Source organism: Pseudomonas sp. AS2.8, from assembly GCF_014190935.1.
Taxonomy (GTDB): Bacteria; Pseudomonadota; Gammaproteobacteria; order Pseudomonadales; family Pseudomonadaceae; genus Chryseomonas.
Map to the genome: position 1 here is coordinate 34,647 of NZ_JACHVV010000002.1, position 23,175 is coordinate 57,821.

General features: G+C 67.1%; 21 protein-coding genes and 1 pseudogene. 10 read left to right on the forward strand and 12 right to left on the reverse strand.

All coding sequences use genetic code 11. The features are described 5' to 3' along the window. Window positions 1–46: 46 nt before the first annotated feature. Complete coding sequence (clpS, locus tag FHR73_RS07100) at window positions 47–403, reverse strand: ATP-dependent Clp protease adapter ClpS (protein ID WP_183630245.1); 357 nt, start codon at window positions 401–403, stop codon at window positions 47–49. 222 nt (window positions 404–625) lie between these two features. Between clpS and cspD the strand changes: the two genes are divergently transcribed. Further along, window positions 626–901, forward strand: a complete 276-nt coding sequence (gene cspD / locus FHR73_RS07105; RefSeq protein WP_183630246.1) for a cold shock domain-containing protein CspD — start codon at window positions 626–628, stop codon at window positions 899–901. Between the two features lie 2 nt (window positions 902–903). Here the strand turns inward: cspD and FHR73_RS07110 are convergent, their stop codons facing one another. Further along, on the reverse strand, window positions 904–1,224 hold the full coding sequence (locus FHR73_RS07110) for a SelT/SelW/SelH family protein (RefSeq protein ID WP_183630247.1): 321 nt from the start codon (window positions 1,222–1,224) through the stop codon (window positions 904–906). Window positions 1,225–1,295: 71 nt separating this feature from the next. Between FHR73_RS07110 and FHR73_RS07115 the strand changes: the two genes are divergently transcribed. Further along, complete coding sequence (locus FHR73_RS07115) at window positions 1,296–3,494, forward strand: patatin-like phospholipase family protein (RefSeq protein WP_183630248.1); 2,199 nt, start codon at window positions 1,296–1,298, stop codon at window positions 3,492–3,494. On the opposite strand, the gene FHR73_RS07120 is transcribed toward FHR73_RS07115, so the two are convergent. The 3 genes from FHR73_RS07120 to recQ form a co-directional block, all read right to left on the reverse strand. After that, window positions 3,495–5,696 (reverse strand): FimV/HubP family polar landmark protein, encoded by a 2,202-nt coding sequence (locus tag FHR73_RS07120; protein ID WP_183630249.1) that lies wholly within the window; start codon window positions 5,694–5,696, stop codon window positions 3,495–3,497. It lies immediately after the preceding gene. A gap of 239 nt (window positions 5,697–5,935) precedes the next feature. After that, window positions 5,936–6,373: a MarR family transcriptional regulator gene (locus FHR73_RS07125; protein ID WP_007162293.1), complete on the reverse strand. Its 438-nt coding sequence runs from the start codon at window positions 6,371–6,373 to the stop codon at window positions 5,936–5,938. Between the two features lie 73 nt (window positions 6,374–6,446). Then, on the reverse strand, window positions 6,447–8,585 hold the full coding sequence (gene recQ, locus FHR73_RS07130; protein WP_183630250.1) for a DNA helicase RecQ: 2,139 nt from the start codon (window positions 8,583–8,585) through the stop codon (window positions 6,447–6,449). A 162-nt stretch (window positions 8,586–8,747) separates the two neighbouring features. Between recQ and FHR73_RS07135 the strand changes: the two genes are divergently transcribed. Together FHR73_RS07135 and FHR73_RS07140 are read left to right on the forward strand one after the other, a co-directional pair. After that, the gene (locus tag FHR73_RS07135) at window positions 8,748–9,332 is read left to right on the forward strand and encodes a YecA family protein (protein ID WP_183630251.1); all 585 of its coding nucleotides are present in this window, start codon (window positions 8,748–8,750) and stop codon (window positions 9,330–9,332) included. 3 nt (window positions 9,333–9,335) lie between these two features. After that, entirely contained in the window at window positions 9,336–9,734 is a 399-nt protein-coding gene (locus tag FHR73_RS07140; RefSeq protein WP_183630252.1) for a YbaN family protein, read from the forward strand. 66 nt (window positions 9,735–9,800) lie between these two features. Here FHR73_RS07140 and FHR73_RS07145 read toward each other — a convergent pair whose 3' ends face one another. From FHR73_RS07145 to FHR73_RS07160, 5 genes and pseudogenes are all read right to left on the reverse strand, one after another. Then, entirely contained in the window at window positions 9,801–9,977 is a 177-nt protein-coding gene (locus FHR73_RS07145) for a hypothetical protein (protein WP_183630253.1), read from the reverse strand. Window positions 9,978–10,034: 57 nt separating this feature from the next. Next, a complete protein-coding gene (locus tag FHR73_RS07150) occupies window positions 10,035–10,646 on the reverse strand; it encodes a tRNA-uridine aminocarboxypropyltransferase (RefSeq protein ID WP_183630254.1) in 612 nt (203 codons plus the stop codon). Between the two features lie 61 nt (window positions 10,647–10,707). Then, complete coding sequence (locus FHR73_RS07155) at window positions 10,708–11,850, reverse strand: methyl-accepting chemotaxis protein (RefSeq protein ID WP_409258677.1); 1,143 nt, start codon at window positions 11,848–11,850, stop codon at window positions 10,708–10,710. Between the two features lie 93 nt (window positions 11,851–11,943). Then, window positions 11,944–12,273, reverse strand: a pseudogene (locus tag FHR73_RS22745) (PAS domain-containing protein); the annotation flags it as partial. A 107-nt stretch (window positions 12,274–12,380) separates the two neighbouring features. Then, the gene (locus tag FHR73_RS07160; protein WP_183630256.1) at window positions 12,381–13,280 is read right to left on the reverse strand and encodes a LysR family transcriptional regulator; all 900 of its coding nucleotides are present in this window, start codon (window positions 13,278–13,280) and stop codon (window positions 12,381–12,383) included. A 135-nt stretch (window positions 13,281–13,415) separates the two neighbouring features. On the opposite strand from FHR73_RS07160, the gene speB reads away from it, so the two are divergent. The 3 genes from speB (at window position 13,416) to FHR73_RS07175 (ending at window position 17,452) form a co-directional block, all read left to right on the forward strand. After that, the gene (speB, locus tag FHR73_RS07165; RefSeq protein ID WP_183630257.1) at window positions 13,416–14,366 is read left to right on the forward strand and encodes an agmatinase; all 951 of its coding nucleotides are present in this window, start codon (window positions 13,416–13,418) and stop codon (window positions 14,364–14,366) included. A 137-nt stretch (window positions 14,367–14,503) separates the two neighbouring features. Continuing rightward, window positions 14,504–16,009 carry a cytosine permease gene (locus tag FHR73_RS07170; RefSeq protein WP_183630258.1) on the forward strand — a complete coding sequence of 502 codons (1,506 nt, stop codon included), beginning with the start codon at window positions 14,504–14,506 and terminating at the stop codon, window positions 16,007–16,009. Between the two features lie 63 nt (window positions 16,010–16,072). Next, window positions 16,073–17,452 carry a sodium:solute symporter gene (locus FHR73_RS07175; protein WP_183630259.1) on the forward strand — a complete coding sequence of 460 codons (1,380 nt, stop codon included), beginning with the start codon at window positions 16,073–16,075 and terminating at the stop codon, window positions 17,450–17,452. Here FHR73_RS07175 and FHR73_RS07180 read toward each other — a convergent pair. Next, window positions 17,449–18,711, reverse strand: a complete 1,263-nt coding sequence (locus FHR73_RS07180) for a cytochrome P450 (RefSeq protein WP_183630260.1) — start codon at window positions 18,709–18,711, stop codon at window positions 17,449–17,451. The genes FHR73_RS07175 and FHR73_RS07180 overlap by 4 nt on opposite strands. Window positions 18,712–18,912: 201 nt before the next feature. On the opposite strand from FHR73_RS07180, the gene FHR73_RS07185 reads away from it, so the two are divergent. Further along, window positions 18,913–19,566 carry a DUF2238 domain-containing protein gene (locus FHR73_RS07185; protein WP_183630261.1) on the forward strand — a complete coding sequence of 218 codons (654 nt, stop codon included), beginning with the start codon at window positions 18,913–18,915 and terminating at the stop codon, window positions 19,564–19,566. Here the strand turns inward: FHR73_RS07185 and FHR73_RS07190 are convergent. Further along, window positions 19,563–21,260: a dihydroxyacetone kinase family protein gene (locus FHR73_RS07190; RefSeq protein ID WP_183630262.1), complete on the reverse strand. Its 1,698-nt coding sequence runs from the start codon at window positions 21,258–21,260 to the stop codon at window positions 19,563–19,565. The genes FHR73_RS07185 and FHR73_RS07190 overlap by 4 nt on opposite strands. A 211-nt stretch (window positions 21,261–21,471) precedes the next feature. On the opposite strand from FHR73_RS07190, the gene msrP reads away from it, so the two are divergent. Both msrP and msrQ read left to right on the forward strand, forming a co-directional pair. Next, a complete protein-coding gene (gene msrP, locus FHR73_RS07195) occupies window positions 21,472–22,482 on the forward strand; it encodes a protein-methionine-sulfoxide reductase catalytic subunit MsrP (protein ID WP_183630263.1) in 1,011 nt (336 codons plus the stop codon). Continuing rightward, entirely contained in the window at window positions 22,482–23,093 is a 612-nt protein-coding gene (msrQ, locus tag FHR73_RS07200) for a protein-methionine-sulfoxide reductase heme-binding subunit MsrQ (RefSeq protein WP_183630264.1), read from the forward strand. Before msrP ends, msrQ begins: the two co-directional genes overlap by 1 nt. The last annotated feature ends 82 nt before the right edge of the window (window positions 23,094–23,175 follow it).

The following is a 23,175-nucleotide window of genomic DNA, read 5'->3' on the forward strand; positions in this document are numbered from 1 at the left end:
CTTCACCTCATAGCCCAAGCAGCACAGTAGCCCAAGCAGCACAGATCTAACTTTCGATTTCGATTTCACACAGCAGCGGGTGGTTGCACTCCCTGGCATATTGATTGACTTGCATGGCCTTGGTTTCAGCGACATCGCGAGTAAATGTTCCGCAGACTGCCTTTCCCTGAGTATGCACAGTGAGCATCACCTGGGTAGCCGCTTCGCGGTTCATGCTGAAGTAGCGTTCCAGCACCTCGACGACGAACTCCATCGGGGTGTAGTCATCGTTATACATCAGAACTCGGTATCTGGCTGGCCGTTTTAGTGCAGGTTTTGCCTCCTGCACCGCCAGGCCGCCGTTGTCGCCGTCCTGATGTTCGCTGTCGTCCGCCGCCAGTCGGATGGGGTCGATTACACGCATTCTGATCGATTCCGAATTACGGGATGAATAGCAGGAAAAAAAGAGCTTGATCCACGTCTCAGCCGCCTATTGCCTTGCCTTGACTAAGGCTGAAAGGGTGTTACAAACATCCTGTACCCGACGAGGTACCAAGGGTTCCGTTGTAGTGGCGTCTGTGTGGATTCACTGGAACTGTAGTCGAATGATACTCCAGGCTTGGAGTCCTTTGCAGAGGGAGCCGGTATGCTCAGTGGCAAGGTCAAATGGTTCAACAACGCCAAAGGATATGGCTTCATCGTTGCAGATAACAGTGATGAAGACCTATTCGCTCATTACTCGGCCATTCAGATGGACGGTTACCGCACGCTGAAGGCGGGCCAGGCGGTCAACTTCAATATCGTTCAGGGTCCCAAGGGCCTGCACGCGGTCGAGATTCGCGCGGCCGAAGTGAGCGCACCCGTCGCTGCGCCGGCCACCAATACCCTTGATGTGCGGGATACGGTCAGTACGGAAGCCTGATCTCACGCCCCTTCGGGGGCGCCATCTCCCCCTTCGCGCCGCCGTCCTTCGCTGTGCCCCAGATCGCGTTCCGGAAACAGCAGGTTCCTGACCCGGTTCTTCAGCGCCCGGGCATCGGGAAAGCCGCCATCCCTCTTCCGCTCCCAGAGCACCTCTTCGCCACAGGCGATCTCGAACACGCCGCCGGTTCCCGGTAGCAACGTCACCCCGCCCAGATCGGTACCAAAGGTGCTGAGCAGTTCCTGGGCCAGCCAGCCCGAGCGCAGCAGCCACTGGCACTGGGTGCAATAGTGGATCGTGATGATAGGTCTGGCGTCCGCCACGGTACACCTCGCAAGGCCTGGGCTCCCTATAATACGCAGCCCCCGATCCCGTCCGCCATGTGGTCCGTCCTATGCGCCTGTTGCTACTGGTAGCCTGCCTTCTCCTGTCCGCCCTGGCCTGGAGTGCACCGCCGCCCAAGGTCGGCCTGGTGCTGTCCGGTGGAGCTGCCCGGGGGCTGGCGCATATCGGCGTGCTGAAGGCCCTGGAAGAACAGGGCATCCAAGTCGACGCCATCGCCGGCACCAGCATGGGCGCGGTGATCGGCGGTCTCTATGCCGCCGGCTACAGTGCCGAGGAACTGGGACGCATCGCCTTGGACATGGACTGGGGGCAGGTGCTGTCCGACCAGCCGCCACGCAAGGACGTGCCCTTTCGGCGCAAGCAGGACGACCGGGATTTCCTGGTCAAGCAGAAGCTCAGCTTTCGGGATGACGGCACCCTGGGCCTGCCCATCGGGGTGATCCAGGGCCAGAACCTGGGGATGATGCTGGAAAAGCTGTTCGTGCATACCAGCGATACCCGAAACTTCAACCAGTTGGCCATCCCCTTTCGCGCCGTGGCCACGGACATCACCACCGGCGAGAAGGTGGTCTTCGATCATGGCCACCTGCCCCGGGCCATTCGCGCCAGCATGTCGATTCCGGCGGTGTTCGCTCCGGTGGAGATCGACGGCCGGCTGCTGGTGGATGGCGGCATGGTCGACAACATCCCCATCGACGTGGCGCGGGACATGGGCGCGCAACGGGTGGTGGTGGTGGACATCGGTACCCCGCTGCTCAAGCGCAGGGACCTGACTACGGTGCTGGACGTGCTCAATCAGTCCACCACCCTGATGACCCGCAACAACTCCCAGGCGCAGCTGGCGACCCTGGGCAAGCAGGACCTGCTGATCCAGCCGCCGCTGGCCAGCTACACCAGCGCCGACTTCAGCGAGGTCAGGGCGCTGATCGATGCCGGCTATCGGGCGACCATGGCCATGGCAAGCGAATTGGCAGTGTTGCGCAAGGACGCGAAAAGCGAGCGCTCCACAGCCGTAGCAGCTGCCCGTGCCCCCAGCAGCCGGACGCCGGTCATCGACGCCATTCGCATCGAGAACGACTCCAAGGTCGAAGACGAAGTCATTCGTCACTACATCCGCCAGCGCCTGGGCGAACCCCTCAATGTCGAGCGCCTACAGGACGACATGAGCACCCTCTACGGGCTGGATTACTTCGACCAGGTGGAATACCGCATCCGCCGGGACGGCCCTGGCGACAACGTGCTGGTGATCTATGCCCGCGGCAAGCGCAGCGGTACGGACTTCCTGCGACTGGGCCTGAACCTGTCGGACGACCTGCGGGGCGACAGCGCCTTCAACTTCGGTGCCAGCTATCGCATCAACGGCCTCAACCGCCTGGGCGGCGAGTGGCTGACCCGGATGCAGATCGGCGATCACCAAGAGCTCTATAGCGAGTTCTATCAGCCACTGGATGTCGGCTCACGCTACTTCATCGCCCCCTACGTCGGCGGCGAGGCACGCAACATCGAACAACTGGAGCGCAACGATCCCATCGCCGAATACCGGCGCGAGCGCTATGGCTTCGGTCTCAACGTGGGCCGGCAGATCGGCAACAAGGCGGAGGTGCGCCTGGGCATCGGCCATGACTGGGGCAGTACCAAGGTGCATGTCGGACCGCGCGACACGCCGGAGGAATCCTTTACCGAAGGCTTCTACGAATTGCGCTATTCGCTGGACGACCTGGACGACGTGAACTTCCCGCGGGAGGGCCAGGACCTGGCGTTGACGCTCAAGCAGTTCGATCCGAGCCTGGGTTCGGACTCGCGCTACCGTCAGCTGGACCTGCACCTGAACAAGGCGCTCAGCTATGGCTACAACACCTTCGTGCTGGGGGGCGGCCTGGGGCGCACTCTGTCGACGGACAACGACACCAACGTGGTGACCAGCAGCTTTCTGCTGGGAGGCGCCTGGCAGCTTTCGGGCTATCGTCAGGATGCCCTGTCCGGCCAGAACTACGGCCTGGCGCGGCTGATCTACTACCACCAGCTCACCCAGCGCTCCCTCTTCCCGCTGGACACCCCGGTCTATCTGGGCGGCAGCCTGGAACAGGGACGCATCTGGAATCGGGATGACGACTACGACAGCGGCAACATCAGTGCGGCCAGCCTGTTCCTCGGGCTGGACACGCCACTGGGACCGCTCAGATTCACCTATGGCCTGAGCGACCAGGGCGAGCACGCCTTCTACATCAACCTGGGCAACAGCTTCTGATCAGGCGATGCGGGACAGCAGGATCTCGGCCCGCTCGCGCTGACTGTCGCTGCCTTCGCTGACGATTTCCTGCAGCAGCGAGGTGGCGTGCTGGACGTCGCCCTGGTCGAGACAGGCCTCGGCCTCGGCAAACCGCCGGGCGATGGCATCGGCCATGAAGTGCTCGTCGAGACTCAGGTCCAGCTCCATGACCGCCGGCAACTCGCCCAGACCTTCGGGGAAGTCGTCTTCCAGGGTGACTTCCAGGGCATCGACCTGCTTCCACCCGGAATCGGCGTCCAGCTCTTCGGTCAAGGCGATGGCTTCATCCAGACTCAGATCCGCCAGATCCAGATCGTAGTGCTCTTCGGTGACCGGCGCGGGTACCGCCGGCTCGGCGAATTGCAACTCCGCCGACCATTCACTGGCCGGCGCATCGAAGGCTGGCAGGTCGAGATCCAGATCATCCTCCAGCAGGGGCTCCACCGGATCGGCGGACATCCCGGGAAACTGGGCATGCAGCACCGCCAGACTCGCCGCTACGCCTCCCAGCGCCAGAAAACGCTGCTCGTGCTCCCTGAATGCCGGAGCTTCGCCGAGAGTGGCCAGCACCCGGAGCAGCAGCAGCCGCAGATCCTGACGCCGATCATCTTCGGCCAGACCGCTTTCCAGCACTTCCCGCGCCTGGCCATAGCGACCATAGGCGATGTAGATTTCCGCGCGACCGGCATGATCGTCGACCGGCGCCGGACTGGCGGCGACGGCCGCGGGCTTGGCCCTGGTCTTGGCCACCACCGGCTGGGTCGCGGCCAGCACAGGCTCGGGCAAGGGCTCGACCATCTCGACGCGCTCGACTTCATCCGCGTCGTCGAAGGCGACGTCTTCCGCCTGCCGCCGGCGCCACCAGAGCACACCGGCCAGGGCCAGCAGGGCCGCGCCACCCGCCAACAACAGCGAGCGCAGCGACAAAAGACCCTCGTCGGCGCCGCCCGCGGCAGGACTGGAGGCGACGGGCGCCGCCTGAACGGCAGGGCTCTCCGGTGCCGGCGTCACGGGGGCGGGCGCCGGCGTGGCCAGGGCCACCGAGCGCGCCTGCTTCAATTGCTGCTGCAGACCTTCACGATCCTGCTGGAGCTGCTCGATCATCACCTCTTTCTGCGCCAGCAGCGCGTCGTAACGCTCCTGCAGCTGGGTGAGCTGGCCCTCCAGATCGCCGACCTGACGCCCGAGATCCTGGGTCACCAGCAGGGGCTTGGTGTCTTCGGCGGCGCTTCCGGCAGGCTGCGGCGCCGCTACGGGGGGCGCCACCGACTCGGTTGCCGGTGCCGGCGCAGCGACGGGCGCCGCGGCAGGCGCGGGCGCAACAGGCGCAGGTGCCAGGGCGGGCGCCATCGCCACCGGTGCGGCAGGTACCGGGCTGGGCGCGGGCGGCGTGGTCTTGGCCACCACCGGCTGCCGCGGCGCAGGCTCGCTGACACCTACGGGCAGGCGCAGGCGCTGACCGGCCTTGAGCCGGCCGGGATCATTGTTGGCGAAGGACGCCGGATTGAGGGCGAACAGATCGGCCATGAGCTGCTCGGCCGATCGATTGGCCATGGGCCCCAGGCGCTTGGCGATGCTCCAGAGGGTGTCCCTGGGACGCGTCTGGTAGACGCCCTCCCCGGCGGCCAGGTCTGGCGAGGGTGCCAGCCCCTGGCGCGCTGCAGGCACGGTTTGGCGGACCCCCGGCTCGGAGGCCGGGACGGCGGCGCGCGCGGGTGCAGCCTGGCCGCGCGCCGGTGCGGTACTGGCGACGCTGGTCGGCGCGCCCCCGCTGCGCGGCGGATCCACCAGCAGGGTGAACTCGCGCAGCTGCTTGCCGCCCGGCTGTTCCAGCTGAACGATGAAGCCCAGATAGGGCTCGACCAGTGAGCGGCGCGAGGTCACCTCGACATAGCTGCCCGCCGCCGTGCGCAGGTGCGGAGTGAACTTCAGATCGTCAAGGAACTGGGTGCGATCCACTCCGGCCTGGGCAAAGGCCTCGTTCGCCGCCAGATGAATGCGGAAATCCTCGGCGTCGGCATCGCCGATGTTGACCAACTCGATCCGCGCGCGCAGAGGTTCGTTGAGCGAAGACTGCAGGGTGATGCCCCCCAGGCCGAGCGCGAACGCCGCTTGAGGAAGAGAGGTCAGCGCGGCGGCCGACAGAATGACAAAGGCAAGGGGACGGCGTTTCGCGACCATGGATACCGCTGCGTCAGGTATTCGAGGAAACCGGTGTTTTAGCGTGGTGGCTCACAAAAATCGCCTCCGCTACGCTGGAACGTAGCATCGATACCGACAGACGGCAAACCGATGGCCGTGCGCGCGAAAAAGCGGCCGTGGATGGCGTGGAGCGCCAGCAGCGATGCCAGACGCTCCGGCCAGATCCAGCCCTGGGACTGGATGGAGGAAGCCGGGCGACCCCACCCGCCGGACGGCGGTCAGCCGCGCTCCAGATTGGCCAGGACGCGCTGATGCACCTGCTGGCAGATGGCGATCTCTTCATCGTCGAGGCCGCTGAGCAGCTCCTTGCGCAGGGCCTCGGCGATGGTCTCGATCTTCTCGATCAGCGGACCGGCTTCCTGGGTCAGCATGATGCGCTTGGCGCGACGGTCCTCGGTGACCGCCAGACGCTTGACCAGACCCTGCTTTTCCAGGCCGTCCAGCAACCGTGCCAGGGTCGGACCCTCGATGCTGATGCTCTGGGCGAGTTCACGCTGGGTAGGCTGGACACCCTTCATCCGGGCCAGGTTCAGCAATACCTGCCAACGCGCCTGAGACAGCCCCAGATGACTCAGGCGCCGGTCGAGTTCGGCGCGCCAGGCACGGGAGACGTGGAAGATCTGGCGGCCAAACAGGTGTGGATCGGTAGGGGTCATTCAGGCTAAACCTTGTACTTGGATTTTCTCATTATTCTGGTTACAGGCATGGCGGGGCAACCGCCGCGCCTCGCTAGTCCGCCAATTCCGCCTGCAGGGCTGCCCGTACACAGTACAGCGCACCACTGGCCACCCGCCCTTCGAAGCGCGCGGCGATATGGGCTACCGGTGGCAATTCGCCCTCGTCTTCGAGGAAGGCATCCTGGATTTCCGCCAGCAGATCCTCCGGCAGGTCCAGGGCCTGTTCCAGGGCGATCTGCTGTCCGGCGATGGCTTCGGCCAATAGTGCATAGACATTCTTTTCCGAGCAATTGAGCTGGCGCGCAGCCTGCTCGGGCGTCATGCCGGCACGCACCAGGGTCAGCACCTCGTGGCGCACGTCGGCCACCGATGGTGGTGCGGCGTCGCCGTCATTGAGGGCATCGAGAAAGGCCTGGCCATAGCGCTCCAGCTTGCGTGCGCCCACGCCACTGACCCGGCTCATCTCGTCCAGCGAGCGTGGCTGGCTGCGCAGCATCTCCAGCAGGGTGGCGTCGGGGAAGATCACATAGGGCGGCACCGAGTGCTCCTCGGCCAGCTTGCGTCTCAGGGTGCGCAGGACCTCCCAGAGCTCGCGCTCGTCGGCGCGCACCAGCTGGCTGGCGGCACTGGCCGAGCCGCTGCCGCTGCTGCCACGGCCACGCTGGGGCTTGGGATCACGGCGCAATTCGATACGGACCTCGCCCCGCAGCAGCGGCCGGCAGCTCTCGGTCAGGCGCAGGCCGCCATAGCCGTCGACGTCCACCTCGGCCAGGCCGCGGGCCACCAGCTGGCGGAACAGGGTGCGCCACTCGTCTTCGCCACGGGCCTTGCCCAGGCCGAACACGGCCAGCCGCTGGTGGCCGAGACTGGTGATCTTTTCCGTCTCGCGACCGAGCAGGATGTCGACCAAGTGCCCTACCCCATAGCGCTGACCGCTGCGGTAGATGGCCGACAGCGCCTGACGCGCCGGCTCGGTGGCGTCCCAGGTCTCGACGTTGTCGATGCAGTTGTCGCAATGGCCACAGGGCTGGGCCAGGTGCTCGTCGAAATAGGCCAGCAGCACCTGCCGCCGGCAGCGGGTTTCCTCGCACAGCGCCAGCATGGCCTCGAGCTTGTGCCGCTCGATGCGCTTGTGGCGTTCGTCGCCCTCGGAGTTCTGCATCATCTGCCGCAGCAGCAGCACGTCCTGCAGGCCGTAGGCCATCCAGGCGTCGGCGGGCAGCCCATCGCGGCCGGCGCGTCCGGTTTCCTGGTAGTAGGCCTCCAGGCTCTTGGGCAGGTCGAGGTGGGCGACGAAGCGCACGTTGGGCTTGTCGATGCCCATGCCGAAGGCGATGGTGGCGACCATGATCAGCCCTTCCTCGTTGAGGAAACGCTTCTGGTTGGCGGCGCGCACGTCGTTGGGCAGGCCGGCGTGATAGGGCAAGGCGGGGAAGCCCTGGTTGCTGAGCTGCTCGGCCACCTCCTCCACCTTCTTGCGCGACATGCAGTAGACGATGCCGGCGTCGCCGCGACGCTCGGCCAGAAAGGCCAGCAGCTGCTTGCGCGGCGCTTCCTTGGGCACGATGCGGTAGAAGATGTTGGGCCGGTCGAAACTGGAGAGAAAGCGCTCGGCCTCTTCCAGATGCAGGCGGCTGGCCATCTCTTCGCGGGTGCGGGAGTCCGCGGTGGCGGTGAGCGCCAGGCGCGGCACGCCGGGGAAGTGTTCGGCCAGCTGACCGAGCTGCATGTATTCCGGACGGAAATCATGCCCCCATTGGGACACGCAGTGGGCTTCGTCGATGGCGAACAGGGCGATCGGCAGGCGCTTGAGGAAGTCCAGCATGCGCGGCTGGACCAGGCGCTCGGGCGCGAGATAGAGCAGCTTGATCTCGCCGCGCTCCAGCTGCGCGGCGACGGATCGCTGCTGTTCGCCGGTCATGGTGGAATTGAGCGCGGTCGCTGACACGCCCAGTTCGAGCAGGGTGGCGACCTGGTCGTCCATCAGCGCGATCAGCGGCGAGACCACCACGGCCACGCCGGGGCGCAGCAGGGCCGGCACCTGGTAGCACAGGGACTTGCCACCGCCCGTGGGCATCAGCACCAGCGCATCGCCACCGCTGGCCACACGCTCGATGATCCGGGCCTGGTTGCCACGGAACGCGTCGTAGCCAAAGACGTCTTTAAGGATGCGCAGCGCAGGTTCTGACATGAAGCCTCCTCGAATGGAAAGGCCATTATACGGATGCCGAGGTCGCTGCGGCGGTGCTTTTCCGTCGACCGGCCCCAGGCCGTCGGGTTCGACGTGACCCGGGCGCTCGTCTACAATTCCGGCCGTTCTGCCCTTTCGAATCCTTTCCGAGGTAAGTAGCCGATGTCCTTCGCCGAACAATTGACCCGTCTGCGCGATTTTCTCGATGCAGACGATCTGCACGAAGAAGCGCTCGACTACGTAGCCGCCCACGGCTACCTGACCGCCCTGTCCATCTGCCCGGAAGAGGTTCCCGAACGCGAGTGGATCGATGCGCTCTTCGCCGAGCCGCCGCAGTATCGCGACGCCGCCCAGCAGGAAGAGATCGAGCGCTCCCTGGTGCAGCTCAAGGCGCATATTCTGCGTGTGCTGGGCAGTGACGAAGAGCTGGACCTGCCCTGCGACCTGGAGCTCGGTCCGGAGCCGGACGACTCCGAGCTGCGCGGCTGGTGCATCGGCTTCATGGAAGGGGTCTTCCTGCGCGAAGCCGTGTGGTTCGAAGACGCCGAAGACGAAGTCAGCGAGCTGCTGCTGCCGATCATGGTCGGTTCGGGCCTGTTCGATGAACAGCCGGAGTTCTCCGAGATCGCCCAGGACCGCCGCCTGGTCGCCGACATGATGGTGCAGATTCCGGAATTGCTGACCCAGCTGTTCCTGCTCTGCCATTCCCCCGAAGAAAAGCCGGCGCTGCTCAAGCCGCGTCACTGAGCGATGGACGAGGCCACTCCCAGACCCCGCCAGCGCAAGGGCTGGGTCCGCTACCTGCTGCTGGGCCTGGGCTGGCTCAGCGTGGCCCTGGGCATCATCGGCGCCTTTCTGCCGCTGCTGCCCACGACGCCCTTCCTGCTGCTGGCCGCGGCCTGCTTCATGCGCAGTTCGGAGCGGTTCTACCTGTGGCTGATCAACCACAGGTGGCTGGGGCCCTGGGTCAAACCCTATCTGGAAGGCGATGGCATCCCGCTCAAGGGCAAGGTCTACGCCATCGTCGCCATGTGGATCAGCGTGGGGTTTTCCTGCTGGCTGGTGCCCTATGTCTGGGCGCGGGTGGCGGCGTTCACCAGTTGCGCGGCGGTAACGATCTACCTGCTCAGGCAGAAGACCCGGCGCTAGCCACCGTCAGGCATGAAAAAGGGCGATCAGCGATGATCGCCCTTTTTTGTGGGTGACGCCGCAGCGTCAGGCGGCTCTAGCCATGGGAGTCGGCGGCGCCTGGTCGGGGATGGTGGGCTCGCCTGGCTCACCGGGCTGGATGGGCGCGGGATCGGGCTGATCGGGCTCACCGCCCGCCCGAGGCTGGGCAAGGGCGGCGAGGCTGGCGAATTCGTCATGCTGGCGGATCGGGAAGCGGGACATGGGGTGACTCCTCTGCTGACTCCCTAGGTAGAGTCGTCCGGCCGCCGGGTAATTCCCTCAATCGCCTGGCGCTGGCCCGCCATGATTGCGAGCAAAGGTTTCCGGCCCCATGGCCGCGATCTGGCCATCGATCAGTGCCTCGAAGGGTGCCAGCAGGGCCTCGAAACGGGCGGGTGCCTCCAGCGCGTTCAACGCCCCCACCACGGCCTCCACGGTCGACAGCGCATCCGCCGCCGGTGCCTTGCGTACCCGGTAACGTGACGGCGCCCCGGGTGGCAGGGTGAGCCTGGGCAAGGCCGCCAACAGCGGGTTGGCATGCAGCAGCAGGCGTGCCTTGCGCCAGGTGCCATCGGGAATCACCAGCAGTCGTCGCGACCCAGTCGCAGCGGCGGGTGGCACCAGGTCCACCGGGATCGCCTCGGGGCCGGGAAACAGCAGCCAGGCCTCGTGGCCGGCGAGCCAGAGCGGCAATTCGGCGAAGGTCTCGCCGATTTCGAGTTGTGCGTTGCTGAGTCCCAGCGCGGCCAGACGTGCCGTGTTGAGCGGGTGACGGCGTTCGCTGGGATGCTGCAGCAGCAGGACCCGGGTGCGACTGGCCAGCGAGGGAATCAGCGCGCACAGGCACAACGGCAAGGGCCGCTGGCAACGCGCGCAGGCGGGACGGGACATCGGGGCTTCCGGAGCGGGAGAGGACGGCGATCATACCGGATCGCCGCCGCCCTACCCCGCCTCAGCGATTGAAGCGGGCGGTGAGGTCGTGCAGGTAGTCGGCCATGCCTTCCAGCTCGCGACTCAGTTCCGAGCCGCGACGGGCCTGGGCCGAGCTGTGGTCGGAAAGGTCGGCGATGCGGCTGATCTGCCGGTTGATGTCTTCGGAGACGTGGCTCTGCTCTTCCACCGCGGTGGCCATCTGCTGGCTCATGGCGGTGATGAGGCTGACCGATTCGCTGATGCCTTCGAGGGATTCGCGCACCGCCGCCGAATGGCGCTCGCTCTGGCGCGAGGTCTCTTCGCCGCGACTGGCGGTGGCCACGGCGCGGTCGGCATTGGCCTGGAGGTTGGCGATGATCTGGTGGATCTGCTCGGTGGATTCCCGGGTGCGGGAGGCCAGCGAGCGGACCTCGTCGGCCACCACGGCGAAGCCGCGACCGGCCTCACCGGCGCGGGCGGCCTCGATGGCGGCGTTGAGGGCCAGCAGGTTGGTCTGCTCGGCGATGGCGGTGATGACGTCGGCGACGCTGCCGATGCTCTGGGTCGAACTGGCCAGTTCGCCCACGGCCTGGCCGATGTCGCTGACCGCCGCGCCGAGTTCACGCATGGAGGTCAGGCTCTCTTCGGCCTTGTCGCGCCCGGAGTGCACCAGGCTCTCGGCGTTGGCCGCCGCCTGGGCGGTCTCCTGGACGTTTTGCGAGACCTCGTGGATGGTGGAGGTCATCTGGGTGATGGCGGCGGCGGACTGGTCGGTCTCGTGGCGCTGCTGATCCAGCAATTCGGCCTCGGACTGGGCCAGCTGGGAGGATTCGCGCGCCTTGACGCGTACGCTGTCGCCAACGTCGGCCAGCCGGGTCAGGGCCGTCTGCAGGCGCGCGGCTTCGCTGTGGAGCGCCAGATCCAGGCGCGCCGGGGCGCCGCACTGGTCGCTGTAGGTCGGGGCCACAACGGCGCTGGAAAACATCTTCGGATGATCGGCGAGGATGCGCTCGATGCTGGCGCGCTGACGATAGAGCTGGTGCGCGCTGATGCCCAGCAGCGCCGCGACGATGAGGACCGCCTGAGTTGTGTCATCGAGCATGAAGTGGCCGCTCAGGATCACCCCGGTGGCCGCCACCGTCGACCAGCAGGCGGCAATGGCGCTGCCCAGGCGGCGCGTCATGGGCACGGGGGCCTTGCCGGCATTGATGCGGGCATAGAGTTCGCCGGCGCGCCGGACTTCGCTGGTGCTGGGCAGCGAACGCACGGATTCGTAGCCGATCACCCGGCCCTGTTCGAGGATCGGGGTGACATAGGCGCTCACCCAGTAGAAATCGCCGTTCTTGCAACGATTCTTGACGATGCCCATCCACGGCTTGCCCTCCTTGAGGGTCGCCCACATGTGGCCGAACACCGGCGGCGGCATGTCGGGATGACGCACCAGGTTGTGCGGACTGCCGATCAGCTCCTCCCGGGTATAGCCACTGATGGCGATGAAGGCCTCGTTGCAGTAGGTGATGTTCCCCTGCAGGTCAGTGGTGGAGATGAGTCGTTCTTCTTCCTTGAAGGTACGGCCTTGCTGAGTGACCGGCAAATTCGTGCGCATGCGGGTGCCTTATCTAGCGGGTTATCTACTCCGTGCGACATCAACCAGTTCAATGGTGGCCAACTGCCTGCACAGGCGCCAACGGTAACCATTTGGTTATCGTCATACTAACTATCGGCATGTTGCATCTGGGCTTTAAGGATGCGCTGAAAACTCTGGATAAGCGGCTCTCTTCCACGCCCTCGACGGCTGATGAGGGAGAATGGCGCCTGATAGCCGAAGGTGGCCGGTTGCAGCGCCTTGAGCCGGCCCTGGTCGACCCAGGCGTGGACATAGTGCTCCGGGAGATAGCCGATATAGGCGCCGGAGAGGATCAGGATCAGCTGTGCCTCCATGCTTTCCACGGTGGCGGCGCTTTCCTTGAACCCATGGCGAGCGAGTTCGGCCTGACTCCAGTAGCCGCGCCGCACCATCCGCTGGCGGGTGATCACCTCGGCGGGAATGCGCCGCTCCTGGAACAGCGGATGGCGATCGCTGCAATAGAGCCAGTGTTGCTCGCGATACAGCGGCTGATAGACCACTCCGTTCATCCGTGCGGAAAAGGCACCCACGGCGAGGTCCAGCCGTCCTTCCAGGACGCCGAGCTGCAATTCATAGGGGCTGGTCACGGCCAGGTGCAGGTGCACGCCGGGATAGTCATGGGTATAGCGGCCGATCACCTCGGCCAGCGGCAGCGCCGGTTCGCTGGACAGCGAATCCAGCACGCCGAGGTTGAGGGTGCCGCTCAACTCGCCCCTGAGTGTGGTGGCGTAGCGTTCGAAGCCCTCGATCTCGCCCAGGATGCGCAGGGTTTCCTGATGAAAGAGTTCACCCTTGCTGGTCAGGGCGAAGCCACCCCGGCCGCGATGACAGAGGGTCACGCCGAGCTGGCCTTCCAGCTGGCTCATGTAGGTGCTGATGGCCGAGGTGGACAGGTTCAGTTCCTGCTGCGCCGCGGCGAATCCCTGGTGGCGTACCACGCAGGCGAACAGCTTGAGCAGGCGGATGTCGTGGAGGGCATTGGCCATGGCGGACTCCGGTGGACGCGGCCCGGCAGTCTAGCCATTAGTTCAGAAATCTCTGAAGTGATTTTTTGCCCGGGCCGATTCTTCGGCCGACGGCGGCTTTGCACAATCGGGTCATCAGCACAACGAGGATGACCCGTGGAAAAGATCCTGCACCAGCCGCTGGGCGGCAACGAGATGCCCCGTTTCGGCGGCATCGCCAGCATGCTGCGACTGCCTCACCTCACCGCCCCCCACGGTCTCGACGCCGCCTTCATCGGTATCCCGCTGGACATCGGTACCTCGCTGCGTTCCGGCACCCGCTTCGGTCCGCGGCAGCTGCGCAGCGAATCGGTGATGATCCGGCCGTACAACATGGCCACCGGCGCCGCGCCCTTCGATTCCCTCAGCGTCGCCGACCTGGGCGACGTCGCCATCAACACCTTCAACCTGCTCGATACCGTGCGGCTGATCGAGGAGCATTACGACCGGGTGCTGGAGCACGATGTCATCCCCCTCACCCTGGGCGGCGATCACACCCTGACCCTGCCGATCCTGCGCGCCATGAAGAAGAAGTACGGCAAGATCGGCCTGGTGCACGTGGATGCCCACGCCGACGTCAACGAGCACATGTTCGGCGAGAAGATCGCCCATGGCACAACCTTCCGCCGCGCGGTGGAGGAAGGCCTGCTCGATTGCGACCGGGTGGTGCAGATCGGCCTGCGCGCCCAGGGCTACGCCGCCGACGATTTCGACTGGTGCCGCGAGCAGGGTTTTCGGGTGGTCCAGGCCGAGGAATGCTGGCACAGATCGCTGACACCGCTGATGGCCGAGGTGCGCGAGCGGGTCGGGGGCGGCCCGGTGTATCTGTCCTATGACATCGACAGCATCGACCCGGCCTGGGCGCCGGGGACCGGCACGCCGGAGATCGGCGGCCTGACCACCATCCAGGCACTGGAGATCATCCGCGGCTGCCAGGGCCTCGAGCTGGTGGGCTGCGACCTGGTCGAGGTCTCGCCGCCCTACGACACCACCGGCAACACCGCGCTGCTTGGCGCCAACCTGCTGTACGAAATGCTCTGCGTGCTGCCGGGGGTGGCCTACCGCTGACCCTTACTGGTGCGGCGACCCGCCATGACGGTCGCCCACCCGCTGTCTTTTCGCTGCCGAACACCGGCGGACCGCCTGGTCCGCCGACAACAAGAACGCGGGTCCAGCCTGCGTATAACCGTGTCGAGGCGTCATCCATGGATCATCATGACGGCATCACCCGTATCGAAACCTTTGGCGTCGAGCAGATTCCCGACGACGAACGCCATGCCACCCCCTTCGACCTGTTCCGCCTGATCTTCGGCGGGGCCAACACTTTCGCCACCGCCGTGCTCGGCAGCTTTCCGATCCTGTTCGGCTTGTCCTTCCAGGCCGGGGTGCTGGCCATCGCGAGCGGGGTCCTGTGCGGCGCCCTGATCCTGGCGCCCATGGGGCTGTTCGGCGCGCTCAACGGCACCAACAACGCCGTCTCCTCCGGTGCCCACTTTGGCGTCCGCGGCCGTATCGTCGGTTCCTTTCTCTCGCTGCTGACCGCCATCGCCTTCTTTTCGCTGTCGGTCTGGAGTTCCGGCGATGCCCTGGTGGGCGGCGCCCAGCGCCTGGTCGGACTGCCGGAGAACGCCCTCAGCCTGGGGCTGGCCTACGGGCTGTTCGCCGTGCTGGTGCTGACGGTGTGCCTCTATGGCTTTCGCTTCATGCTGTGGGTTAACAAGATCGCCGTGGTCAGTGCCAGCCTGCTGTTCCTGCTCGGTATCCCGGCCTTCGCCGGCAGCTTCGAAGCCGGTTACGCCGGCACCCTGCAAGCGGGTCAGCCGGGCTTCTGGGCGGCTTTCGTCGGCGCGGCCCTGGTGGCCATGAGCAACCCGGTGTCCTTTGGCGCCTTTCTCGGCGACTGGTCGCGCTACATTCCCCGGCAGACGCCGCGCTGGCGCATCCTGCTGGCGGTGATCGCGGCCCAGGCCGCCACCCTGATCCCCTTCCTGTTCGGCCTGGCCACCGCGTCGCTGGTGGCGACCAGGGCGCCCGACTACATCACGCAAAACAACTATGTGGGCGGCCTGCTGGCCATCGCGCCCACCTGGTACTTCCTGCCGGTGTGCCTGCTGGCGATCATCGGCGGCCTGTCCACCGGCACCACGGCGCTCTATGGCACCGGCCTGGATCTCTCCAGCGTGCTGCCCCGGCTGTTGACCCGGGTGCGCGCGACCCTGCTGATCGGCCTGGCGGCCATTGCCTTCATCTTCATCGGGCGCTTCAGCTTCAACCTGGTGCAGAGCGTATCGACCTTTGCCGTGCTGATCGTGACCTGCACCAGCCCCTGGATGGTGATCATGATCCTCGGGCTGGTGGTCCGCCGTGGCTTCTATTGCCCGGACGACCTGCAGGTGTTCACCCGCGGCGAGCAGGGTGGCCGCTACTGGTTCCAGCATGGCTGGAACTGGCGCGGCATGGGCGCCTGGATTCCCAGCGCCCTGCTCGGCCTCGCCTTCGTCAATCTGCCCGGTCAGTTCGTCGGGCCCCTGGGCGAGCTGGCGGGCGGCATCGACCTGAGCCTGCCGCTGGCCCTAGGCAGCGCCGCCCTGCTCTATCTGCTGCTGCTCCTGCTGTTCCCGGAACCGGCTGCCGTCTATGGCCCGGCCGGTCCGCGGCGCCCCAGACGCAGTCGTGCCCGCACCGCGCTTTCCGGCATCAGCGCCGCCTGATCCCTGAACCCTGTCACGGGGTCGGTGCGCCCGGCCCTGTCCAGTCCTGCAAGAGACTCCGTCATGCTCCTGGATATTTCCGTCGTCCTGGCCTACGCCCTGGCCATGCTGCTGCTCGGCTGGTACGGCATGCGCCGCGCCCGCAATCAGGAAGAATTCCTCGTCGCCGGTCGCAACCTCGGTCCGGCCTGCTACCTGGGCACCATGGCCGCCACGGTGCTGGGTGGCGCCGCCACCGTGGGCACGGTGCGCCTGGGCTACGTCCACGGGCTGTCCGGCTTCTGGCTGTGCGCCATGCTGGGCGGCGGCATCCTGGTGCTCAATCTGTTTCTCGCCAAACCCCTGTTGAAGTTGCGCATCTACACCGTGACCCAGGTGCTGGAACGGCGCTATACGCCCCTGGCCCGCCAGGCCAGCGCCGCCATCATGCTGGTCTATGCGCTGATGCTGAGCGTGGTCTCGGTGCTGGCCATGGGCACGGTGATCCAGGTGCTGTTCGAACTGCCCTTCTGGAGCGCCATCCTGCTCGGCGGGAGCGTGGTGGTGATCTATTCCAGCATCGGCGGCATGTGGTCGCTGACGCTGACCGACATCGTCCAGTTCGTCATCAAGACCGCAGGCCTGATGTTCGTGCTGCTGCCGATCTGCCTGACCCGGATCGGCGGCTGGGACGCCCTGGTGGCCAAGCTGCCGGCCAGCGCCTTCGCCCTGACCACTCTCGGCTACGACACCATCTTCACCTACTTCCTGATCTACTTCTTCGGCATCCTCATCGGCCAGGACATCTGGCAGCGGGTCTTCACCGCCCGCAGCGAAGGCGTGGCGCGGGTGGCAGGCAGCCTGGCCGGCGTCTATTGCGTGATCTATGGCCTGGTGGGCGCGCTCATCGGCATGTGCGCCCGGGTGCTGCTGCCGGATCTCGCCGACGCCAACAACGCCTTCGCCGCCATCGTCCGCAGTGCCTTGCCGGACGGCATCCGCGGCCTGGTGATCGCCGCGGCCCTGGCCGCCATGATGTCCACCGCCAGTGCCGGCCTGCTGGCGGCCTCCACCACCCTGACCGAGGACCTCCTGCCGCGACTGCGCGGCGGCCGGGCCTCGACCCTGGGCATGGCCCGGTTGTTTACCCTGCTCACCGGTCTCGCCGTGCTCGCCATCGCCCTGCTGGTCAATGACGTCATCGGCGCCCTGACCCTGGCCTACAACCTGCTGGTGGGCGGCATCCTGGTGCCGCTGCTGGGGGCCATCCTCTGGCCGCGCGCCACCACGGCGGGTGCCCTGGCGAGCATGCTGCTGGGCTCCGCAGCGGCCGTCGTCTTCATGCTCAAGGACGGCCTGGAGGCCAATACGCCGATCTATTTCAGCCTCGGCCTGAGCCTGGTCAGCTTCATGGTGGTGAGTCTGCTCACGGCGCGCCCTCAGGTGGCGGCGCGGGCTGCCTAACCGCCCGACCGGCGGGTCCGCTGCACCGCCTGGACTTCGCTCAGGAGCAGGCCGCTGGCCGGGCGCATCGGCATCCGCGCCAGGTCGATGCGCAGGTCCTGGGTAGGCACCTGGTAGGTCATGTCCTGCAGCAGCAGGCGCAGGGCGGAGGTCATGAGTTCCAGGGCGATGCCTTCGCCTGGACAGCGGTGCTGGTGGGCCACCTCACCGCCGCCCTGGGGTACGAAGGCGACCCCTGGAGGCTGTTCCGCGAGAAAGCGCGTGGGATCGAAAACCTCGGGACGCTCCCAGCTGCGCGGATCGCGATTGGTGCCATAGAGATCCAGCAGGACGCGGGTGCCGCGGGGGAAGGCGATGCCGTGCCAGTCGAAGGTCTCCCTGACCCGCGCCACGGTGAAGGGAAAGAAGGCATAGAAGCGTCGCACCTCCTGGGCGAAGGGTACCCGGGCGGCGGGATCGGCCCTCAGCCGCTCGCGCCAGGCCGGTTGCTTGTACAGGGCCAGGGCGGCGAAGGTGGAAAAGCGCGCCACGGCCACCGTCGGCCGCAGCACATTGAGCAGCTCCACCGCCGCCACCCGTGGCGACAACGGTTGGCCGTCCGCCTCCCGGTGCTGCGCGATCAGTGCCAGGGCGCTGCCGGCGGGGGCGTGCTGCTGGCGAGCTTGCTCGATCTGGCGGCCGAGCCAGAGTTCCAGCCGGCGTCGCGCGCGGCGGGCACCCAGGTTGGCCGGGCCCACGCTTGCGCCCCCTTCGATCAGGGCGACCAGCTCGGCGCAGCGCTGCCCTTCCTCGTCCATAGCCAGGGCGACTCCGGCCCAGTCGCAGACCGCGCGCGTATAGAGAAGATGCAATTCGTCCAGCAACACGATCTCGCCGCGGCGCTCCCAGGCGGGCAATCTGGCGCGCCACTCCTGCTCCACCCGGGCGATCAAGGCTTCCACCCGCGTCGCTCGGGTGATCTCGAGGAACACCGCCTTGCGCTGGCGATGGGCCGCGCCATCCAGCCCCTGGACGCCGCCTTCGCCGAACAGCGTCTTGCGCAGCTGGCGCGGCGCGGCATCCATCCGGGTGAAGCGCTCTTCGCGATAAAACAGCTCCACCGCAGCCGGGCCGCGCAGGCAGAGGGTGGGCTGCAGGAGCAGGCGCGTGGCGAAGACGTCGCTATCCAGGCGTTCACAGCGATTGCTGATGAAGGCATAGCCCTCGCGTAGCAGTGCCAGGCTCGAATCGAAGGCCGGGAGCTTGGGCAGGATGGACATCGAGGGCTCCTGGGTTAAAGAAAGGACCTGCCCGTGGGACCGCCGGCAAGCGGCGCCGGTGCCTCCGTCGCGCTTGCGGTTTTTGCCAGCGAAGCCGCGCCGGCACGGGACCGCTGCGCTCGAACGGCAGCGCCCGAATCCCGGTCCATGCTGCTGGGATCGCCGTCGCGATGCTCCGCTTTCCGCACAAGGCGCCTGTGTTTGAACACCACCCGCTGCTCTCGTCTGCAACTCACCCTGCTGCTGATGCTGGCGCTACTGACCCTGACGCTCGGCTGGGCACCCCTCGACCGTCTGACCTGGATGATCGAGCAGTTGCTGGTGATCGTTGCGCTGTTGGGTGTCGCCCTGGTGCAGCGGCGCTTCTTGCTGTCGGCCGGCGCCAGCCTGCAACTCTGCGGCTTTCTGGTGCTGCACCAGGTCGGCGCCCACTACACCTACTCCCAGGTACCCTACGACGAGGCCTGGCAGGCGCTGACCGGTGTTCGCCTGGACGAGGCGCTGGGCCTGAAGCGCAATCACTACGACCGGCTGGTGCATTTCGCCTATGGCCTGCTGCTGGCGCGGCCCGTTCGCGAGGTGGTCCAGGGCCTGAGCGGACTGCGCGGCTGGCGGAGCGCCTATGTGGCCCTGGAATTCGTGCTGGCCTCCTCGGCCGGCTACGAGCTGATGGAATGGCTGGGCGCCGACCTGCTGGCGGGCGCTGCCGCCGAAGCCTTCGTCGGCGCCCAGGGCGATCCCTGGGATGCGCAAAAGGACATGGCCCTGGCCTTTCTGGGCGCCCTGCTCTCGCTGGTCTGCCGCCATGGCTGGCCCGAGCGCCGCGGGCCCCGCCCGGGCGTTGGCTCGGCTTAGCCAGTGATCACGGGGTCCAGGGCCTCCAGCCAGAAGACCACCGCCACGGCGCCGCCATCGGGAATGCCGCGGGCGCGCTCCCCCAGGTAGCTGGCACGGCCCTGGGCCGGCAGCATTTCGGCGGTGGCCTCGGCGCCCTGCCGGGCAGCGGCGAGGGCTGCGGCAAAGGCCTGCCTCGGGCTGGCGCCCGCCTGGGCACCGTCCCGCAGGGCATCCGCGGCCGGGCGCAAGGCATCGAGCATGGTGCGCTGGCCCGGCTGGGCGCCACCCAGTTCGGCCAGGGCCTGGACGCCGCCATCCAGGGCCTGGGCCCATTGGGCCAGTGTGGGTCGCTCCACCCCGTCCAGCAATTGAGCGGCGCGGACCAGGGCGCAGGCGTAGAAGGGGCCGGAGCTGCCGCCAATGGCCCGGCGCAGTGCCTGACCGGTGGCGGCCAGGGCGCTGGCCGGACTGTACCAGGCACTGGCGGGCAAGGCGCGCATGGCTTCGGCGCCCCGGGCCAGGCTGGTGCCCAGATCGCCATCGCCAGCGCGGCTGTCCAGGTCGGTGAGGCGGTCTTCGTTGGCCAACAGACTGGCGATGACGGCATCTGCCGCCGCCTGCAGCCGCGCGGCCAGCGGACCTGGGGTGCGAGGGGTCGATTCGGCTGCCGCCGCGGGTGCGGGCAACAAGGTGGGCGCCGCCGGGACCCGGCCGTCACCCGGCCAGGCCCGCGCCTGGGTCGGCGCATCGAGCAGCGCCAGGCGCGCCTCGTCCACCGGCAGCAGCGACAGCGAACAGCCGGGCATGTCCAGGGCGCTGAGGAAGGTACCGATCCAGGCGCGTTCCACCACCAGTCCCCGCTGGCGCAACTGGCTCAGTGCGGCCCGCGCCATCAGGGCGAGTTCCAGCGGTGGTGTCGCGCCCAGGCCATTGACCAGCAGCGCCAGGCGTGTGCCCGTTGGATAGCCGCCATCGTCGATGAGGGTATCCAGCAGCCGCGCCACGGTGGCGTCGGCGCCCAGCCGGGGGCCGCGCTCGACGCCCTGCTCGCAATGGATGCCGAGCCCCCATTCCACCTCATCGTCCGCCAACTGGAAACCGGGATGTCCCACCGCCGGCACCGTGCAGGCGCCCAGGGCAACCCCCATGCTGCGCAAGTCGGCGCTCGCGGCGCGGGCCAGGGCGGCCACCTCGGCCAGGGGTCGTCCGGCGGCGGCCGCAGCGCCCGCGAGCTTGTGGATCAGCACGGTACCCGCGATGCCCCGGCGCTTTTCCGGCGCCACGGTATGGCGCAGGGCCGCGTCGTCCGCCACCAGCACCGTCTCGACCGGAATGCCCTCGCTGCGCGCCAGTTCGGCGGCCAGGCCGAAGTTGAGCCGGTCGCCGGTGTAGTTCTTGACCACCAGCAGGGCGCCGGCAGGACCGGCCGCGGCCCGGATGGCGGCCAGCACGGCATCCACGCTCGGTGAGGTGAAGACGTCTCCCGCCACCGCCGCGGTCAGCATGCCCTCGCCGACATAGCCGGCATGGGCCGGCTCGTGGCCGCTGCCGCCGCCGGAAATCACCGCCACCGGGCGATCGCCCGTTGCGGCCAGGGGCTGGCGCAGGATGACCTGCTCCGCGGCCAGCAGGGCCAGGCCGGGATCCAGGCTGACGAGACCTTCGAGCAGTTCGCGAACCACCGTGGCGGGGCTATTGATCAGCTTCTTCATCGGGGACTCCTGAGGGCGAGAGGTCGCCGCAGTATGGCACGGGGTCCCGCGCCTGCCTGGCAGCGACCTGAACGGCCGGCTGGCAGGCGCGCAACGGCCTTCCGCCGGACCGGGACGGCAGGCTATCGTTGGCCTCGGAAGCTTTTCACGACAGGGATGTCTCACGCTGTTAGCCAGCCGCTCTCCCGCGCGCACCCCACCGAGGTCCGTCATGCCGATCAAGATCGTTCCGCGCTCTGCCTGCCTGGGGTCGGAGATCACCCCCGAAGCCGTCTACCTGTCCCGGCGCCAGCTGCTCGGCGCCAGCGGCGCCCTGCTCGCCGGCGCCGCCCTGCCCGGCTGGGCGCTGGCGGCCGCCTCCAGCTATGGCGACGTCGAAGCCGCCAAGGGCCCGGACTGGTTCGAGCGCAAGCTGCCGGATACCCGCTGGCAGGCGGCCACGGTCAAGGGCGAGGACATCACGCCCTTCAAGGACGCCACCCACTACAACAACTTCTATGAATTCGGGCCGGACAAGAGCGATCCCGCGGCCCATGCCGCGCAGTTGCCCACCCAGCCCTGGAGCGTGGTGGTCGACGGCGAGGTGGGCAAACCCGGCACCTACGGCCTGGAAGACCTCTTCGGCCCCGACACCCTGGAAGAGCGCATCTACCGCATGAGATGCGTCGAGGCCTGGTCCATGGTCATCCCCTGGCTGGGCTTTCCGCTGGCCAGCCTGCTCAAGCGCGTCGAGCCCACCGGCAAGGCGCGCTACGTGAAGTTCGAGACGCTCAAGGACCCGCAGCACATGCCCGGCATGAATTCCAGCTTCGCCCTGCTGGACTGGCCCTATGTGGAAGGCCTGCGCCTGGATGAAGCCATGCATCCGCTGACGCTGATGACGGTGGGCATGTACGGTCGGGTGCTACCCAACCAGAATGGCGCGCCGCTGCGCCTGATCGTGCCCTGGAAATACGGCTTCAAGGGCATCAAGTCCATCGTCCGCATCAGCCTGGTGGCCGAGCAGCCACGCACCACCTGGCAGGGCATGGCGCCCAACGAGTACGGCTTCTATGCCAACGTCAATCCGGAAGTGGACCACCCGCGCTGGAGCCAGGCCCGCGAACGGCGCCTGCCCAGCGGCCTGTTCAGCCCCAACGTGCGGCCGACGCTGATGTTCAACGGCTATGGCGAGGAAGTGGCCTCGCTCTACAGCGGCATGGACCTGCGGAGAAACTACTGATGGGTGTGCTGCTCTGGCGGGTGGCGGTATTCGTCGCCGCGCTCTGCCCGCCGCTGTGGTGGCTGTACCAGGCCTGGATCTTCGCCCTCGGCCCGGACCCGGGCAAGGCGCTGGTAGACAAGCTGGGCACCGGCGCCCTGGTGCTGCTGTTGCTGACGCTGAGTCTGACCCCGCTGTCGCGCCTCACCCGCTGGAAGCTCTGGCCGGTGATCCGCCGCCAGCTCGGCCTCTGGACCTTCACCTATGCCCTGCTGCATTTCCTCGGCTACCTGGCGTTCGTGCTGGGCTTCGACCTGTCGCAACTGGGCGTGGAGTTGCAGCGCCGACCCTACATCATCGTCGGTGCCGCGGCCCTGCTGATCCTGCTGGCCCTGGCCGTCACGTCCAATCGCCCGGCCATGCGCCGCCTGGGCAAGCGCTGGAAGGAGCTGCACCGGCTGGCCTACCTGGTGCTGGGCCTGGGGCTGCTGCACTACCTCTGGATCGTGCGCTCGGACCTGGAAGAATGGGCGATCTACGCCGCCATCGGCGCCACGTTGCTGGCCTTCCGGCTGGTGGACGGCTGGCGTCGCAAGAGACGCAGTCGGGCAGCCACCGTTCCTGCTCGCTGATTACCACCGCCGAGGCAGAGGGGTTCGCCCTTTATGCCTCAACACCGTTGGGGTGGTATTAAAGATGTCTGCCCAGGAAATT

Coding starts and splice junctions, on each gene's coding strand:
- FHR73_RS07140 (WP_183630252.1), top strand. CDS start 9,336: ATGGACGAGGCCACTCCCAGACCCCGCCAGCGCAAGGGCTGGGTCCGC.
- FHR73_RS07115 (WP_183630248.1), top strand. CDS start 1,296: ATGCGCCTGTTGCTACTGGTAGCCTGCCTTCTCCTGTCCGCCCTGGCC.
- FHR73_RS07180 (WP_183630260.1), bottom strand. CDS start 18,711: ATGTCCATCCTGCCCAAGCTCCCGGCCTTCGATTCGAGCCTGGCACTG.
- FHR73_RS07155 (WP_409258677.1), bottom strand. CDS start 11,850: ATGACGCGCCGCCTGGGCAGCGCCATTGCCGCCTGCTGGTCGACGGTG.
- FHR73_RS07170 (WP_183630258.1), top strand. CDS start 14,504: ATGGATCATCATGACGGCATCACCCGTATCGAAACCTTTGGCGTCGAG.
- cspD (WP_183630246.1), top strand. CDS start 626: ATGCTCAGTGGCAAGGTCAAATGGTTCAACAACGCCAAAGGATATGGC.
- FHR73_RS07125 (WP_007162293.1), bottom strand. CDS start 6,373: ATGACCCCTACCGATCCACACCTGTTTGGCCGCCAGATCTTCCACGTC.
- msrQ (WP_183630264.1), top strand. CDS start 22,482: ATGGGTGTGCTGCTCTGGCGGGTGGCGGTATTCGTCGCCGCGCTCTGC.
- FHR73_RS07175 (WP_183630259.1), top strand. CDS start 16,073: ATGCTCCTGGATATTTCCGTCGTCCTGGCCTACGCCCTGGCCATGCTG.
- clpS (WP_183630245.1), bottom strand. CDS start 403: ATGCGTGTAATCGACCCCATCCGACTGGCGGCGGACGACAGCGAACAT.
- recQ (WP_183630250.1), bottom strand. CDS start 8,585: ATGTCAGAACCTGCGCTGCGCATCCTTAAAGACGTCTTTGGCTACGAC.
- FHR73_RS07190 (WP_183630262.1), bottom strand. CDS start 21,260: ATGAAGAAGCTGATCAATAGCCCCGCCACGGTGGTTCGCGAACTGCTC.
- FHR73_RS07150 (WP_183630254.1), bottom strand. CDS start 10,646: ATGTCCCGTCCCGCCTGCGCGCGTTGCCAGCGGCCCTTGCCGTTGTGC.
- msrP (WP_183630263.1), top strand. CDS start 21,472: ATGCCGATCAAGATCGTTCCGCGCTCTGCCTGCCTGGGGTCGGAGATC.
- FHR73_RS07135 (WP_183630251.1), top strand. CDS start 8,748: ATGTCCTTCGCCGAACAATTGACCCGTCTGCGCGATTTTCTCGATGCA.
- FHR73_RS07160 (WP_183630256.1), bottom strand. CDS start 13,280: ATGGCCAATGCCCTCCACGACATCCGCCTGCTCAAGCTGTTCGCCTGC.
- FHR73_RS07120 (WP_183630249.1), bottom strand. CDS start 5,696: ATGGTCGCGAAACGCCGTCCCCTTGCCTTTGTCATTCTGTCGGCCGCC.
- FHR73_RS07145 (WP_183630253.1), bottom strand. CDS start 9,977: ATGTCCCGCTTCCCGATCCGCCAGCATGACGAATTCGCCAGCCTCGCC.